Raw genomic sequence first — 14,590 nt, forward strand, 5'->3', positions numbered from 1 at the left:
GACCGGGCAGGCCTACCAGGGACCGTAGGGGCCGTTGTTGCTGTTGCCGCCCACGCCCTTGACGGCCGGACGCACGTCCAGCAGGAAGACGAGGGTGGCGACCAGGCCGAGGATGACGAACATCCCGCGGCCGGAGAAGACGGCCAGCAGGGAGAGCGCCGTGGCGACACCGGTGAGGATGACCCACAGCTTCTTGGTCTGCTTGTCCATGAGTTCGAAGGCCGCGGCCGGCGTGCGGATCGCCTCGATCAGCGCGTACAGACTCGCGACGAAGGTGACCAGGTAGATGGCCTGCCAGATCAGTCCGAACAAAACGCACACTCCCGACGACGTTCCGAGCGGGGAGTCCGCCCGCTCTCCACCGTAAACGGATGGGACGCGTTGATCGTGCCCGCGGAGGCGGGTGTCACACACGCGCGGGGATCGCGGTCGGCGGCGGCAGCGGTCCGCGCGCGGGCGCGACCGGCGGCCGGGAAGGTCACAGCGGGATGTGCCAGAGGCAGGTGACCGCGGCCAGCAGGAAGGCGGAACCGCCCATGATGAAGGCGCCCGCGTGGTAGGGCAGCTCGTTGTCGGGGTGCAGGAGGCGGTTGACCCGCTGCATCACCCCGGGCTCGGCGTCGGGCACGGCCGCCATCGCCCCGGCGGGCACCGGGGCCGGTCCGGCGGCGCCGAAGCGCAGCAGCGCCATGGCCAGCTCGCGTGAGGAGCTCTTGCGCCGGGCCTGGTCGTCGGCGCACATCTCGATGAGCAGCGCCACGCTCTCGTAGTAGGTGCGGACCAGGCGGAACCGGGGGAAGGCACGCTTGAGCGAGGAGAAGGGCAGCAGCACGAGGTCGTGGCGCTGGCGCAGATGGGCGTGCTCGTGGGCCAGGACGGCGGCCAGCTCGCGGTTGTCCAGGACCGCCAGGGCCCCGGCGCTGATGACCACCTGCGAGCGCAGCACGCCCGGAAGGCAGTACGCGGCGGCGGCCGGGTGGTCGAGCACGCGGGCGCCGGGCACGTCGGGGTGCTCGCTGGCGATGAGTTCGAGGAGGTCGTGGTGGCGTCGGCGGACGCGGACCACGTGCAGGAAGGAGGAGACCAGGCCGTAGAAGAGCACCAGGGTCAGCACGACGGCCAGGACCACGGCCACGATGTGGCTGATGCCCTCAAGGCCCTGGGAGAGCTCGGCGAGCAGCAGGTCGCCGGTCACGATGTCCGTGGCCAGGGCCATGGAACCCCCAGCCGCGCCGAGCCGGTAGGAGGAGAGCCCGAAGGCCAGGAGCGCGCCGATGGTGGACACGCCCCAGGCGAGCCCGAGTGCCTGCCAGGTGATCACGGCCGTGTAGGGCCCCCGCGAGGGCCACTTGGCCCGGTGGAGGCCTTCCATCGCGATGAGACAGCAGACCGCGACGATAGTGAGGAGGGCGGCACTGACCATACGGACTAGTTCCTTGGCTGCTCGGTTTCCGCGAGTGCGCGCCGAAGCGCTTCAGCCTGCTCGCCGTCCATGGACTGGACGAAGGCGGCCAGGGCGGCGTCGCGGTCCCCGGTCTGTCCGAGAGCGTCGAACATCAACTCGGAGACGTATGCCTCACGGCTGGCTGCCGGGCGGTAACGCCACGCACGACCCTCACGTGCCCGGGTGACGACCTTCTTCTTGGCGAGCCTGTCGAGCACGGTCATGACAGTCGTGTGTGCGAGGTCGCGCTCGGCCAGGGCCTTGCCGACCTCACGAACCGTCATTGGTTCGTTCCGTGACCACAGTACATCCATCACCGCGCGCTCAAGTTCGCCAAGCCGATTCATACCAGCGATTCTACTTGGGGTCGTACTACTGCTTGTCGTACCCCCAGGTTAAATCCTCATCTCCTACGGGGCAAGGGATACAGGTCCCGGAACGGGGTGGGATCGGCCTCCCCCGTACCCGCCCCCGGGCGCCTTCGGCGACGGCCTCGCAGGGCCGCTCCCGAGACCGGCGCGAGCTCGGTCACGCGCCCGCGCACCCGCCCGAACCGGGACCGGGCACCGCCCGCCGAACGGGGCGGAGGCGACGGTCACGCGCCCGCGCACCCGGGTTCCGGCGAACCGGCGGCCCATCCGGCGGGACGCGGTGGCCGGTCGAGGACGCGGCGCGCATCGCCGCCTGGGCCCTGCACTCGGCGCACCTGCGCGTGCCGGAGATCCGCCTGGTGCTGTTCGACGACGTGGCACACCAGGCCTTCCTCCGGGCCTTCGACCCCAGCTGACCCGCGGCCGCGCGGGCTGCGGCGCGTCAGCGGGACGGCCCTCCGCACGCGGGCGGCGGCACCCTGCCGGGCGGCCCCGCGGACACGCGCCCCCGCTCCGTGCCGGTCCCGCGGGCGCCGGCACGGGACGCCGGACCCGGCCGGGTCCGGCGGCGGGTCAGCCCCAGTGGCCGGGGTCGGCGATCGGCGCCGGGTAACCGGAGGGCGGGTGCTCCTCCCGCCAGGGCGTGTGCGCGCGCCTGCCCGGGAGTTCGGCCAGTTCGGGCAGGTAGCGGCGGACGTACACGCCTTCGGGGTCGAACCTGCGGGCCTGGCGCAGCGGGTTGAACGCCCTGTTGGGTCGGGTGTCGTTGCCGGTGCCCGCGACCCACTGCCAGTTGCCGTAGTTGTTGGCCACGTCCCCGTCCACGAGGTGGGCGTGGAAGTGGTCGGCGCCCTCGCGCCAGTGCACGCGCAGGGCCCGGGTGAGGAACGCCGCGGTGATCATGCGCGCCCGGTTGTGCATGAACCCCTCGCGCAGCAGTTGGCGCATCCCGGCGTCCACGACCGGGACGCCGGTCCGCCCCCGCTTCCAGGCGTCGAGGGCGTCGGGGTCCTCGCGCCATTTCCTGTCCCGGGGCCGGTAGTCGCGGACGTTCATCGCGGGGAAGGCCGCGGTGACCTGGTGGTGGAAGTCGCGCCAGGCGAGCTGGCGGACGAACGCCTCTCCTCCTGCCAGGGGCGAGGCGGCCAGGGCGGCCTCCAGCGGCGAGAGGCAGCCCAGGCGCAGGTCGGCGGACAGGTGGGAGGTGGCCGCGCCCGGCAGGTCGTCGTGCCGGTCGGGGTAGGCCTCCAGCCCGGACGACAGCCAGGTGTCCAGGCGCTCGCGGGCCGCGCGCTCCCCTCCCCTCGGCAGGTCCTCGGCGAGCGCGCCCAGACCGTCCGACCCGCGTCCGGGCAGCTCCCCTGGCCGAATCCCGTCGGGCAGGACCACACGGTCCGGCGGCGCGACCGGGTCGCGCCACGCGGCGGCCTCCCAGGCCTTCCAGTAGGGCGTGAACACCTTGTAGTGGTCGCCGCCCGCCGGGGTGACCTCCCCCGGCGGGACCACGGTGAGCCCCGGGAAGGCGCGCACGGTCAGGCCGGTCGCGCGCAGGCGTCGCGCGCGCCGCGCGGCCAGGGAGCTGACGCCGTCGGTGACGTGGACGGTGTCGGCCCCTCCGACCCGGGCCAGGGCGGCTACCTCCCGGACGGTGTCGCCCCGCAGGAGGACCAGGTCGGCGCCGCGCTCGCGCAGTGCGGCCCGCAGGTCGGCGAGGGCGTCGGCGAGCAGGGCGGCGCGGTTGCGGGCGGACCGGCCGACCACCGCGGGGTCGAGCACGAAGACCGGCAGGGTCGGGCCGGGGCGCTCGACCGCGGCGGCCAGGGCGGGGTGGTCGTGGACGCGGAGGTCCTGTGTGAACAGGACGATGGTGGCGGGCGCCAAGCGGCACTCCTTCACTGGACGTGTTCGCCTGAACACTCTAGATCCTTCGGGGAAAAGCCGGTGCTCAGGGCGCTGACCGGGTAGGAAGGTCGCATGACCACACGGCTTCCTACGCTGCCCGACACTCCGGTCCGCCCCAGGGTCGGGGTGTCCAGCTGCCTGCTCGGCGCTCCGGTCCGCTACAACGGCGGGCACTCCCGTTCGCGTTTCCTCACCGACGAGCTCGACCGGCACGTGGACTGGCTGCCGGTCTGCCCGGAGGCGGAGATCGGCCTGGGCGTCCCGCGCCCCACCCTGCGCCTGCAGCGCCGGGAGGGGCTGGACCGGGTGGTCTCCAGCGCGGACGGCGCCGACCGCACCGATGAGCTGGCCGAGGTCGCCGACCACCACCTGGCCCAGCTGCGCAACCTGGACGGGTACGTGCTCAAGAACAAGTCGCCCAGCTGCGGCCTGTTCGCCCTGCCCGTGTTCGACCAGGGCGGCGGCCGGGTGGACGGCAGGGGCCGCGGCGCCTTCGCCCAGCGGCTCACCGAGCTGCTGCCCTCCCTTCCGGTGGAGGAGCAGGGCCGTCTGATGGACCCCGTGCTGCGCGAGTTGTTCGCCCAGCGCGTCTTCGCGCACGCGCGGCTGCGCCACCTGTGGGAGTCGGACTGGCGTCCGCGCGACCTGGTGGCGTTCCACAGCCGCCAGAAGCTCCAGCTGATGTCGCACTCCCCGGAGGGCTACCGGGAGACGGGCAGGATCGTGGCCCGCGCCGGAGCCGACGCCCCCGAGGAGGTCCGGGCGGCCTACACCGACGCCTTCCACCGGGCGATGGCCGTGCGGCCGAGCCGGGGCAAGCACGTCAACGCCCTCCAGCACGCCTTCGGGATGCTGAGCTCGCTGCTGGACGACGCCCGCAGACACGACCTGCTGGGGGCGATCGAGGACTACCGGCGGGAGCAGGTGCCGCTGAGCGTCCCGGTGGCGCTGCTGCGCCACCACTGCGCGGCGGAGGACGTCGAGTGGGCCCGCGACCAGACCTACCTGCGCCCCTACCCGGACGACCTCCGACTGCGGCACGCCGTCACGGTCTGATCACGGAGAGAGGGGCGATTTCCCCCCGAGTTGCGACCCAAGACACACGACCGGTTACACTAAGTGATATTCCTCCGGTCCCCCGACAGGGTGCCGCTGACCCGACCCTGAGGTTTCGGTGTGTTCGCGTCCTTCTTCCGGCGGGTCTTCGTGCTCGTCTCCTCCTGCGTGGTGGCCACGGCAGCCGCCACGCTCGCCACGGTCCCGCCCGAGGAGCTGGCGGAGCGGCTCGAACCCGACCCCGGCCCCGAGCCCCGGTTGACCCACAGCCGGACGCTGCTCTCCCCGATCCAGGCGCCCACCGCCCTCCTGCCGCGCCCCGGACAGGTCCCGTCCTGCGCCGCACCCGGCAGGGACGAGGTGGTCACCCTGCCCGACACCGGCGCCCCCGAGGGCGGCCGCCCCCTGTGGATCCGGCGCCCCTCGGGTCCCGACAGTGCGGACCTGCCCGTGCTCTACCTGCTGCACGGATCGGCCTCCACCCACGAGACGCTCATGGACGAGGAGATCGGCGCGCTCCTGGACCGGCAGATGTGCCGCTCGGGGATCGAGTTCGTCATCGCCGCCCCCTACGGCCGGGAGAGCGGGGGCGCCACCACCGAGTGGGGCGACGCCGCCGACGGGGGGTTCGCGCTGGAGAGCTTCGTCACCGGTGCGGCCGTGGAGGCCGTCGAGGGCGAGCACACGCGCCCCCGCGCGCTGCGCGCCGTCGGCGGGTTCTCCATGGGCGGGTACGGGGCGGCGGCGCTGGCGCTGCGCAACCCCGACCTCTACACCCAGGTGGTGTCCTGGGCCGGGTACTTCCGGGTGGACGACCCCTACGGTGTCTTCGGCGGCGACACCGAGCCGCACTCCCCCGACCGGCTGCTCGATTCGCAGGAGGTGCGCGACCTCAGGTTCATGCTGGTGGAGGGCACCGAGGACCACACGCCGCTCCAGCGGGGCAGCATCCACGGGGAGGCCGAGCGCTTCGCCGACCTGCTCACCGACCGCGGTATGACGGTCGCCACGCTCCACCCGCACGGGGGCCACGACTTCACGACCTGGAAGAGCTCCTTCGCCGACGCCGTCGACTTCCTGGTCTCGGGCTGGAGCTCCTCGCCTTAGGTCACGCGGTGTGCACACCCGGCCCCCTCGGACGGACCGTCCGGGAACAGTGTGTACCTTCGTCGCTGTTGACGACAGCGGCTGCGCACACGACCTGAAGGGACCTCCGGTGTCTGGAATCGTTCCCGCGGGAGAGCAGACGGCGGTCCCGTCCCGGGTCGCGACCGTCAGTCTGCACACCTCCCCGCTCGACCAGCCCGGCACCGGAGACGCCGGAGGCATGAACGTGTACGTGGTCGAGGTGGCCCGGCGCATGGCCGAACGGGGCGTGGCCGTGGACGTGTTCACCCGCGCGACCCGGGCCGACCTCCCGCCGGTGGTGGAGCTCGCCCCGGGCGTGAACGTGCGGCACGTGCCCGCCGGGCCCTACGGCCACCTGGACAAGAACACCCTCGCCGAGCACCTGTGTCCGTTCATCTTCGGGATGCTGCGGGCCGAGGCGCAGAACGAGCCCGACCACTACGACCTCGTGCACGGGCACTACTGGCTGTCCGGCCAGGCCGGTGTGGTGGCCGCCCGACGCTGGGGCGTGCCCCTGGTGCAGTCCATGCACACCATGGCCAGGGTGAAGAACGCCTCCCTGGCCGACGGCGACGCGCCCGAGCCCGAGGCCCGGCTGCGCGGGGAGGACCAGCTGGTCCGCCAGGCCGACCGGCTCATCGCCAACACCGACGACGAGGCCCGCCAGCTCCGGGAGCACTACGGCGCCCGCGACGGCCAGATCAGCGTCATCCCCCCGGGTGTGGACCTGGAGGTGTTCAGCCCCGGTTCGCGCCGGGACGCCCTGGCGCGGATCGGGCTGCCCGCGGGCACCGAACTCCTGCTGTTCGTGGGGCGCGTGCAGCGGTTGAAGGCCCCCGACGTGCTCATCCGGGCCGCCGCCGCGCTGCTGGAGCGCGACCCCTCACTGCGTTCGCGCCTGGTGGTGGGCGTGGTCGGCGGCCTGTCGGGCGGCGGGATGCGCGAGCCCGGGCTGCTCACCGACCTGGCCCGCTCCCTGGGTGTGGCGGACGTGGTGCGGATCGAACCGCCGCAGACCCGTGAGCGGCTGGCCGACTACTACCGCGCGGCCGCGGTGACCGTGGTGCCGTCCTACTCGGAGTCGTTCGGCCTGGTGGCGGTGGAGTCGCAGGCGTGTGGCACCCCGGTCCTGGCCGCGCGCGTGGGCGGCCTGACCACGGCCGTGGCCGACGGGGTGTCCGGTGTCCTGGTGCGGGGGCACAACCCGGACGACTACGCGGCCGAGCTGCACCGGATGATCTCCGAACCGGCGTGGCGTGCCAAGCTGGCGACGGCGGCACCCGCGCACGCGGCCACCCTGGGCTGGTCGCGGACCGTCGATGAACTGCTGGACGTGTACCGGGCGAGCACCGCCCCCCGGGCGCTGCCCCTGGCGGCGTGCCGGTGACCGAGGAGGAGGCGAAGTACCAGGTGGACAGGGACGCTGCCCGCGACGCCGCGGCCAAGGCGATCTCCTCGGCCGTGGCGGAGGCCGAACTGGAGGTGGAGCGCCCCCGCGAGGGGTCGTTCCTGGTCACCCTGCCGGGGAAGGCCAAGCTCAAGACCCTGGTGTGGCTGGAGGTGGGGCCGCACAGCCTCACCCTGACGTCGTTCTTCTGCCGTCAGCCCGACGAGGACCACGCCGACTTCTACCTGTGGCTGATGCGCCGCAGCGCCGACATGTACGGGATGGCCTTCGTCGCGGACGAGGTCGGCGACGTCTACATCCGCGGCCGCCTGCCGCTGGAGGGCGTCACCTCCGACGAGGTCGACCGGCTGCTGGGGTGCGTGCTCACCTACTCGGACGAGAACTTCAACGGCGCGCTGGAGCGCGGGTTCGCGTCGGCCATCCGCAAGGAGTGGCGCTGGCGCGCCGAGCGCGGCCACGACATGCGCAACCTGCGGGCGTTCGCGCACCTGGTCGAGGCCCGGGACGAGGGGTAGGGCGCCGAGGCCGCGTCCGCTTCCCCGCAAGCGGGCGGGCGGACGCCCGAGCGCGGCACCCGGGTGGCTAGGCTTGCCCCCATGGGAACTCTGGTACTGCTGCGACACGGTGAGAGCGTCTGGAACGCGAAGGGTCTGTTCACCGGCTGGGTGGACGTGGACCTGTCCGCGACGGGCGAGGAGGAGGCCCGCAGGGGCGGCGATCTGCTCAAGGAGGCCGGCGTACGGCCGGACGTGGTCTACACCTCCCTGCTCAAGCGCGCGATCCGCACCGCGAACCTCGCCCTGGACGCCGCCGACCTGCACTGGCTGCCGGTCGAGCGCACCTGGCGCCTCAACGAGCGCCACTACGGCGCCCTGCAGGGCAAGGACAAGGCGCAGACGCGCGACGAGTACGGCGAAGAGCAGTTCATGATCTGGCGCCGCTCCTACGACACCCCGCCGCCGCCCATCGCGGACGACGACACCTACTCGCAGGCCGGTGACGCCCGCTACGGCGAGCTGCCGCCGGAGCTGCTGCCGCGCACCGAGTGCCTCAAGGACGTGCTGGAGCGCGCCCTGCCGTACTGGTACGACTCGATCGTGCCGGACCTGGCCGCGGACAAGACCGTGCTGGTCGTCGCGCACGGCAACTCGCTGCGCGCGCTGGTCAAGCACCTGGACGGCGTCAGCGACGCCGACATCGCCGGGCTGAACATCCCGACGGGCATCCCGCTGCGCTACGACCTGGACGACCAGTTCAAGCCGACCAACCCCGGCGGCACCTACCTCGACCCGGAGGCGGCCAAGTCCGCCATCGAGGCCGTCGCCAACCAGGGCAAGAAGTAACACCCGCCCGATCCGTCGCCGTGCCCGCGCCGCCCTTGGCGGTGCGGGCACTGTGCTGTCGGGGGCCGGGCGGAGCGTGGGCGGGTGCCGCGTGGGCAGCGGACGAGGGCCGTGTGGGGCGCCGTCGGGAATCGCGCGGGGCGTGGGCGAGTGCCGTGCGGGGCACGGTCGGGGCCGCGTGAGGCGTGGGCGGTGTGAGGGCATGGCTGCTCGGGCGGAGGCGCGGCCTCACCCTTTACCACGCTAAGTCCGCCGGGAGGGGGCGCGCCAGAGCCGTTCGCGGCCTGTGGACAACGCGCCCCGCCTCAGTAGACGAGGGCCTGCGCGCCGTCCTGTACGGCCTCCTCGACGAAGGACGGAGCCCCGGCGATGCGCACGCCCCGGATCAGGTCGTCCCCGGTCAGGTCGCGTCGGGCGGCGCACTGGGTGCACACCGTGACCCGGCCCGCGGCGAGCACCGCGTCGAGCAGGTCCTTGAGGGGGGCGGCGTGTGGGAGGGAGAACCGCTCGGCACGGCCGGGGACAGCGAACCACGCCGACTCACCGGTCAGCCAGAGGGAGACCCCGACGCCGCTGGCCAGGGCGGCGGCGGCCACCGTGAACGCCTGGTTGCACCGCTCGGGGTCGTCCTCACCGGCGGTGACCTTGATCACCAAGGAACGAGACATGCCCGCCAGCCTACTCAGAGCGCGGCGGCGGTCAGCACGGCGCCCGCGATCGAGCAGACCGCGAGGGCGATGGTGAGCGCCAGGGCCTCGGTACGGCGCGGGGAGACCCGCACCGGCTGATCGTCCACACCGTGCTCGATGCCGAGCGTCCCGTCCTCGGGGGCGGCCAGGACCACACGGCCCTCGCGCACCTGGACCAGGCCCGTGACGCGGATGCGGGCGCCCGGCCGGATCACCCACTCGCGGTACTCGAACTCGATGGTCTCGCCCCGGAAGACGCCCGAGATGCGGCCGCGCACGCGGGGCAGCAGGTCGTCGGCGGGCGAGGCCACACCCGGCTGCGGGCGCCCCACCACGCGTTTGAGGCACAGCTCGGCGCCGCGCGGCTCGGTGTCGCCCGGGTCGACGAAGATCCGGTCGCCGTCGCCGGGGCGGCCCTCGGCGACGATGCCGAACAGGTCCTCGGAACCGTAGTCGGCGATGGAGTCGCAGGCCCGCTCCCGGACCGCGCCCTCGGACGGTTCGCGGTTGAGCGGCCAGTAGTGGCGCAGCACCTCGTGGCCGTGCCAGACGCACTCGGCACCGGCCAGGCCGGAGGAGATGGGCCCGTCGGGACCGGGAGCGGCGGCACCGGTGAGCGTGACGCGCTGCCCCTCCCTGGCCGCCAGCACGCCCGGGCGCAGCTGGGCCAGCCCCCGCTGTCGCAGCCAGCGCCGCAGGGCGATCACGGTCAGGGGGAGGAGGACCACCGCGGCCACGAGCAGCGCCGAACCGATCACCAGTAACACAGGCCGCCCCTTTGGAGAACACGTCGGAGGTCTTGGGCGCGGTCGGCAGAACACGCCCCGTGGCCGCACCGCGCTGCTGACAATCTTTACCAGCTCTCCGGGAAAGCGGGGCCAATTGGGCATGTCCAGACCGGGGCCGGGGAGTGGCGCAGGCCACGGTGCGCCGTCAGCGGTCACCGCCGCCTCCAGCCGCCGCTACGCTCAGGGGATATGGACGCTGAGGTACACCCCGATCTGGCGAAACTGTCCTTCCTGCTCGGCCGTTGGGAGGGCGTGGGCGTCGCCGGCTACGCCGACGTGGAGGAGTTCCAGTTCGGCCAGGAGATCGAGTTCGCGCACAACGCGGGCCTGCCCTACCTGACCTTCACGAGCAGGGCCTGGCGGATGAACCCGGAGGGCACCCGAGGTGAGCTGGTCACCGAGGAGTCGGGCTACTGGCGGGTGCGGCCCGAGACGGGCGCGGAGCCCGAGGAGGGTGAGCCCGTCGTGCACCTGGAGGTGCTGATCGCGCACCCCGAGGGCTTCAACGAGGTGTACCTGGGCAACGTGTTCGCGAACCGGGTGGAGATGTCCACCGACGCGGTGGTGCACACCGAGACCGGGATCGACGCGACCGCCTCGCACCGGCTGTACGGCCTGTTCGGGGACAACCGGGAGACGCTGGGGTACGCCTGGGACCTGGCCGCGCGCGGCCACGGCCTGCGCTCGTACATGTCGGCGCAGCTCAAGAGGGTCGGCTCGAAGTAGTCGGGGCCGAGTGGCCGGGGCCGGTCCGGGCATGGACAGACCCCGGGCTGCTCCCGCCGCTGGGGCGGGGCCGGTCGGACGAGTTCCGGCAGCCCGGGGTCCGGGTGTCCGTCTGGGATTCGCTGCGAACGACGTCGCGCGAACGCGAGCGTCGTCCTAGCGGACGGCCACCTCGCCAGTCCTAAGATCAACCATCTCTTGGACCACCTCCTTTCTTGCGTGCCTCCGACACTACGTCCCGTCCCAAGGGCGGGGCAAATGTTTTTTCTGTGCGCGAAACCGCAGGTGGGGACGGCGTTTCCGCTCCCTTGGCGGGCCGACTAGTCTCGCTGGTATGACTTCGCCGCTGCTGAGCACACCGGGCGCCGTGAGCGCCGAGTCCCCCGACGCCGGAGTCGCCGCGCACTACGGCGACCCCGCGCACGAGGGGCGCGCCGTCGAACGTTCGAGCGCGTGGGTCGACCGGAGCAACCGGGGTGTGGTGCGGGTGACCGGCCCCGACCGCCTGGGCTGGCTCAACGACCTCACCAGCCAGCTGACCCGGGGCCTGGCTCCGGGCACCGCCACCGAGGCGCTGGTCCTGGACACCAAGGGGCACCTGCGGCACCACCTGTCGCTGATGGACGACGGCGAGGCCACCTGGATCCACACCGAGCCGGAGGGCGGCGCGGAGCTGGCGGGGTTCCTCGACTCGATGCGGTTCATGCTGCGCGTCGAGGTGGAGGACCTGAGCGGTTCCCGCGCGGTGCTGAGCGTGCTCGGCCCGGACCGCGCCAAGGTCGTGGAGGCCGCGTCGCTCGGTGACGTGCCCGTGCGCGCGGCCGAGGGCGAGACCGACCTGTTCGTGCCCGCCGAACGGCTCGCGGAGGCCGCGGAGGCGCTCACGGCGGCCGGGGCGCGCCCGGCGGGCATGTGGGCCTACGAGGCGAACCGGATCGCGGAGCACCGGGTGCGCGCGGGGCTGGACACCGACGACCGCACCATCCCGCACGAGGTGGACTGGGTGGGCCGCGCGGTGCACCTGGAGAAGGGCTGCTACCCGGGCCAGGAGACGGTGGCGCGGGTGCACAACCTGGGTCGTCCGCCGCGCCGCCTGGTCATGCTGCACCTGGACGGCACCGCCGAGCGCCTGCCGCAGGTGGGGGCCGCCATCGAGCTGGACGGGCGTTCCGTGGGCCGGGTGGGCACGTCGGCCCGCCACCACGAGCTGGGGCCGATCGCCCTGGGCGTGGTCAAGCGCGCGGCCCCCACCGACGCCGACCTGGTGGTGGACGGCATCGCCGCCGGCCAGGAGGTCGTGGTGGACCCGGACACGGGCGCCAACGCCAAGATCGAGCTGCGCCGCCGTCCGCGTTAATTCGGTTCGAGGAGACTACGTCCGCCGATGTGGACCTCGGCGAACTCGGTCCCGGTCGGCGCCAGGAACAGGATGTGGGTGGTGACGCTCTCCCCGGGGTTGATCTCGTCCCAGAAGTAGTCCCACGCCACGACGATCTCGGCGTCTACGTCGTTGGTGTACTCCAGGCCCTCGGTGGTCACGCCGATGGTCCCGTAGGTGTCGAAGACCGCGGGCGAGGAGCCCTGGTTGGTGACGTCGAGCCGGTAGACGTGGTACTCGGAGTCCGGGGGCGCGACTGCGGACGACCCCATCCCGTCGGTGACGCTGGTGTCGGTGTAGGCCGTCTCCACCTCCACCAGGAAGGTGTCGAAGACGGCGGAGGCCCCGTTGTAGGACTCCGGCGGCACCGGCTGCGGATCGGGCTCCGCCCCGCCCCCGGGCGGCTCCTGCTGCTCGGGGCTCGGTTCCGGCGCGGTGGGATCCGGTGGGGCCGGTTCGGGTGCGGTGGGGTCCGGTGGACCGGGGTCCGGCACGGAGGGGCCCGGTGTGGCGGGCTCCTGTGCGGTGCCGGGCTCCGGTTCCGACTGTTCCAGGACCAGCCGGGCCTCGGGGAGCGGGGCGCGCTCCAGCGAGACCACGGTGGCCACGCACCCGGCTCCGGCCAGGAGGACGGCGACGGGTGCGGCCAGGGCCCGTACGACGGCGCCGGGCCCTCTGGACGGTGGTGGGTGACGGCCTCTGTTGCCCATGCTGGTGTGACGCACGGCACCCGCGGTTCATTCCGCCCCGAGACGCCTTCTCCCTGGTCATGCTGGATCTGATTGACGGCCGGTCCCTGCCATCGGCCGATCCAGTTCCGACTCCCCGTACCGCTTGTGGTGAGTCCCGTACTCTCTGGAATGGAACACCTGATACTGGAGGTGATCGAAAGGTGACGCCTCGGATCAATCGGCAGCTCCACTCCGGTGTGATGCCGTTCGATGCCCTGCCGTGGTGAGAGGACATACGGGAATGAAAGCGCGGAGCTGGCGGGAGATCCAGGCAGAGGCTGAAAAGCTCAACCCCTGGCTTACCTCCGAGGAGGCACAGGAGATCGCCGATGCGGAAACCGCCCGGATCGAAGCCGAGCGTCAGGGTTATGCGCTCTCCTCCCTGCGCAAGGAGAGCGGGAGGACCCAGAAGGAGGTCGCCCAGATCATGGGGGTGAGCCAGGCGCGGATCTCCCAGATCGAACACGGCCGGATCGACAGCCTGGAACTCCTGCGGTCCTACATCAGCGCCATCGGCGGCGAACTGCACCTGAGGGTCGACCAGGGTCCGCTGAGCGTCACGCTCGACATCCCCGGAAGCGACGCCGCTGCCGCGACTGGGACCGGGGAGGATGTCGACACCTCCGCGGGCGAGCGAGACGCCGCGTGAGAACGACGGGCCCGGCCGGTGCGGCCGGGCCCGTCGGACGGGTCGGGTCTGGTCAGACGGTGAGGACGATCTTTCCCCGGGTGCGTCCGGCCTGGCTCAGACGCCAGGCCTCGGCCGCCTCGGCCAGCGGGAACTCTCGGTCCACGTGCACGGTGAGCTTGCCGTCGTCGGCCAGGCGCGCCAGCTCGGCGAGGTCCTCCGAGTCCGGGCGCACCCACAGCCAGTGCCCGCCCAGCTCCTGGACGTTCGGGTCCGCGATGGACACGATCCGCGTGGGGCCGCCCGTCAGCTGCACCGGCTCCTCGGCCACTCCCCCGCCGACGAAGTCGAGCACCGCGTCGACGCCGTTCGGGGCCAGTGCCCGGACGCGGTCGACGAGGCCGTCCCCGTAGACCACGGGCTCGGCGCCCAGGGAGCGCAGGAAGTCGTGGTTGCGCTCGCTGGCGGTACCGATGACGCGTGCGCCGCGGGCGGCGGCGATCTGGACGCCGAACGCTCCGACGCCGCCCGCCGCGGCGTGGATGAGCACCGTGTCACCGGAGCCGATCCCCGCCCGTTCGACGGACTGGAGGGCGGTGAGGCCCGCCAGCGGGACACCGGCGCTCTCCTGCCAGCTCAGCGACCGCGGCTTGGGCGCGAGCATGCGCACGCTGGCCGACACCAGCTCGGCGTAGGTGCCGTTCTTGGCCCAGTCCTTGCGGGCGTAGCCGTAGACCTCGTCACCGACCTGGTACTCGTGCGCGTCGGGTCCGACCGCCTCGACGACACCGGCGACGTCCCAGCCGGGGATGAGCGGGAAGTCCGTCTCGAACAGGGCGTCCAGGCCGCCCGCCGCGAGCTTCCAGTCCACGGGGTTGACCCCCGCGGCCCGTACCCGGATGAGGACCTCGCTCGGGGCGACCTTCGGGTCGGGAAGGTCCACCAGGGCGAGGTCGTCGGCCGATCCGTACTGCTGTAGTGCGATTGCCTTCATGCAC

At 72.7% G+C, this 14,590-nt stretch carries 16 protein-coding genes; 8 read left to right on the plus strand and 8 right to left on the minus strand.

The genetic code is table 11. The annotated features are described in order from the left end of the window. Positions 1-12: 12 nt before the first annotated feature. The 4 genes from AC0VX6_RS26050 to AC0VX6_RS26065 form a co-directional block, all read right to left on the minus strand. The gene (locus AC0VX6_RS26050) at positions 13-312 is read right to left on the minus strand and encodes a DUF2516 family protein (RefSeq protein ID WP_212642469.1); all 300 of its coding nucleotides are present in this window, start codon (positions 310-312) and stop codon (positions 13-15) included. Positions 313-478: 166 nt separating this feature from the next. Continuing rightward, positions 479-1,423, minus strand: a complete 945-nt coding sequence (locus tag AC0VX6_RS26055) for a M56 family metallopeptidase (RefSeq protein WP_274975090.1) — start codon at positions 1,421-1,423, stop codon at positions 479-481. Positions 1,424-1,428: 5 nt separating this feature from the next. Then, on the minus strand, positions 1,429-1,791 hold the full coding sequence (locus tag AC0VX6_RS26060; RefSeq protein WP_013155328.1) for a BlaI/MecI/CopY family transcriptional regulator: 363 nt from the start codon (positions 1,789-1,791) through the stop codon (positions 1,429-1,431). A gap of 597 nt (positions 1,792-2,388) precedes the next feature. Beyond that, a complete protein-coding gene (locus AC0VX6_RS26065; RefSeq protein WP_475466577.1) occupies positions 2,389-3,696 on the minus strand; it encodes a cryptochrome/photolyase family protein in 1,308 nt (435 codons plus the stop codon). Positions 3,697-3,789: 93 nt separating this feature from the next. Between AC0VX6_RS26065 and AC0VX6_RS26070 the strand changes: the two genes are divergently transcribed. The 5 genes from AC0VX6_RS26070 (at position 3,790) to AC0VX6_RS26090 (ending at position 8,652) form a co-directional block, all read left to right on the plus strand. Then, the gene (locus AC0VX6_RS26070) at positions 3,790-4,773 is read left to right on the plus strand and encodes a YbgA family protein (protein ID WP_475466579.1); all 984 of its coding nucleotides are present in this window, start codon (positions 3,790-3,792) and stop codon (positions 4,771-4,773) included. Between the two features lie 120 nt (positions 4,774-4,893). Next, positions 4,894-5,880, plus strand: coding sequence for an alpha/beta hydrolase (locus AC0VX6_RS26075; protein ID WP_475466581.1), 987 nt, complete (start codon positions 4,894-4,896; stop codon positions 5,878-5,880). Positions 5,881-5,989: 109 nt separating this feature from the next. Further along, positions 5,990-7,288 (plus strand): D-inositol-3-phosphate glycosyltransferase, encoded by a 1,299-nt coding sequence (mshA, locus tag AC0VX6_RS26080; RefSeq protein ID WP_274975094.1) that lies wholly within the window; start codon positions 5,990-5,992, stop codon positions 7,286-7,288. Then, positions 7,279-7,824 carry a type III secretion system chaperone family protein gene (locus AC0VX6_RS26085; RefSeq protein ID WP_475466582.1) on the plus strand — a complete coding sequence of 182 codons (546 nt, stop codon included), beginning with the start codon at positions 7,279-7,281 and terminating at the stop codon, positions 7,822-7,824. The genes mshA and AC0VX6_RS26085 overlap by 10 nt, the downstream gene beginning before the upstream one ends. An 81-nt stretch (positions 7,825-7,905) precedes the next feature. Beyond that, complete coding sequence (locus AC0VX6_RS26090) at positions 7,906-8,652, plus strand: phosphoglyceromutase (protein WP_475466583.1); 747 nt, start codon at positions 7,906-7,908, stop codon at positions 8,650-8,652. Between the two features lie 305 nt (positions 8,653-8,957). Here the strand turns inward: AC0VX6_RS26090 and AC0VX6_RS26095 are convergent, their stop codons facing one another. Beyond that, positions 8,958-9,320: a DsrE family protein gene (locus AC0VX6_RS26095; protein ID WP_026338071.1), complete on the minus strand. Its 363-nt coding sequence runs from the start codon at positions 9,318-9,320 to the stop codon at positions 8,958-8,960. A 14-nt stretch (positions 9,321-9,334) separates the two neighbouring features. Then, positions 9,335-10,108 carry a GIDE domain-containing protein gene (locus AC0VX6_RS26100; RefSeq protein WP_274975097.1) on the minus strand — a complete coding sequence of 258 codons (774 nt, stop codon included), beginning with the start codon at positions 10,106-10,108 and terminating at the stop codon, positions 9,335-9,337. A gap of 210 nt (positions 10,109-10,318) precedes the next feature. Here AC0VX6_RS26100 and AC0VX6_RS26105 point away from each other — a divergent pair, with 210 nt between their 5' ends. Then, a complete protein-coding gene (locus AC0VX6_RS26105; protein WP_047868415.1) occupies positions 10,319-10,855 on the plus strand; it encodes a nitrobindin family protein in 537 nt (178 codons plus the stop codon). A gap of 334 nt (positions 10,856-11,189) precedes the next feature. Continuing rightward, positions 11,190-12,212 (plus strand): CAF17-like 4Fe-4S cluster assembly/insertion protein YgfZ, encoded by a 1,023-nt coding sequence (gene ygfZ / locus AC0VX6_RS26110; RefSeq protein WP_274975098.1) that lies wholly within the window; start codon positions 11,190-11,192, stop codon positions 12,210-12,212. Here ygfZ and AC0VX6_RS26115 read toward each other — a convergent pair. Continuing rightward, positions 12,209-12,958 (minus strand): DUF4352 domain-containing protein, encoded by a 750-nt coding sequence (locus tag AC0VX6_RS26115; protein WP_475466586.1) that lies wholly within the window; start codon positions 12,956-12,958, stop codon positions 12,209-12,211. The two genes, ygfZ and AC0VX6_RS26115, sit on opposite strands and share 4 nt — an antisense overlap. A 247-nt stretch (positions 12,959-13,205) precedes the next feature. Between AC0VX6_RS26115 and AC0VX6_RS26120 the strand changes: the two genes are divergently transcribed. Continuing rightward, on the plus strand, positions 13,206-13,613 hold the full coding sequence (locus AC0VX6_RS26120; protein ID WP_274975100.1) for a helix-turn-helix domain-containing protein: 408 nt from the start codon (positions 13,206-13,208) through the stop codon (positions 13,611-13,613). Positions 13,614-13,665: 52 nt separating this feature from the next. Here AC0VX6_RS26120 and AC0VX6_RS26125 read toward each other — a convergent pair whose 3' ends face one another. After that, positions 13,666-14,586 carry an NADP-dependent oxidoreductase gene (locus AC0VX6_RS26125; protein WP_475466587.1) on the minus strand — a complete coding sequence of 307 codons (921 nt, stop codon included), beginning with the start codon at positions 14,584-14,586 and terminating at the stop codon, positions 13,666-13,668. Positions 14,587-14,590: the final 4 nt, after the last annotated feature.

This window comes from Nocardiopsis sp. iso_25 (assembly GCF_056173305.1).

Coding starts and splice junctions, on each gene's coding strand:
- AC0VX6_RS26070 (WP_475466579.1), top strand. CDS start 3,790: ATGACCACACGGCTTCCTACGCTGCCCGACACTCCGGTCCGCCCCAGG.
- AC0VX6_RS26060 (WP_013155328.1), bottom strand. CDS start 1,791: ATGAATCGGCTTGGCGAACTTGAGCGCGCGGTGATGGATGTACTGTGG.
- AC0VX6_RS26125 (WP_475466587.1), bottom strand. CDS start 14,586: ATGAAGGCAATCGCACTACAGCAGTACGGATCGGCCGACGACCTCGCC.
- AC0VX6_RS26120 (WP_274975100.1), top strand. CDS start 13,206: ATGAAAGCGCGGAGCTGGCGGGAGATCCAGGCAGAGGCTGAAAAGCTC.
- AC0VX6_RS26090 (WP_475466583.1), top strand. CDS start 7,906: ATGGGAACTCTGGTACTGCTGCGACACGGTGAGAGCGTCTGGAACGCG.
- ygfZ (WP_274975098.1), top strand. CDS start 11,190: ATGACTTCGCCGCTGCTGAGCACACCGGGCGCCGTGAGCGCCGAGTCC.
- AC0VX6_RS26105 (WP_047868415.1), top strand. CDS start 10,319: ATGGACGCTGAGGTACACCCCGATCTGGCGAAACTGTCCTTCCTGCTC.
- AC0VX6_RS26095 (WP_026338071.1), bottom strand. CDS start 9,320: ATGTCTCGTTCCTTGGTGATCAAGGTCACCGCCGGTGAGGACGACCCC.
- AC0VX6_RS26055 (WP_274975090.1), bottom strand. CDS start 1,423: ATGGTCAGTGCCGCCCTCCTCACTATCGTCGCGGTCTGCTGTCTCATC.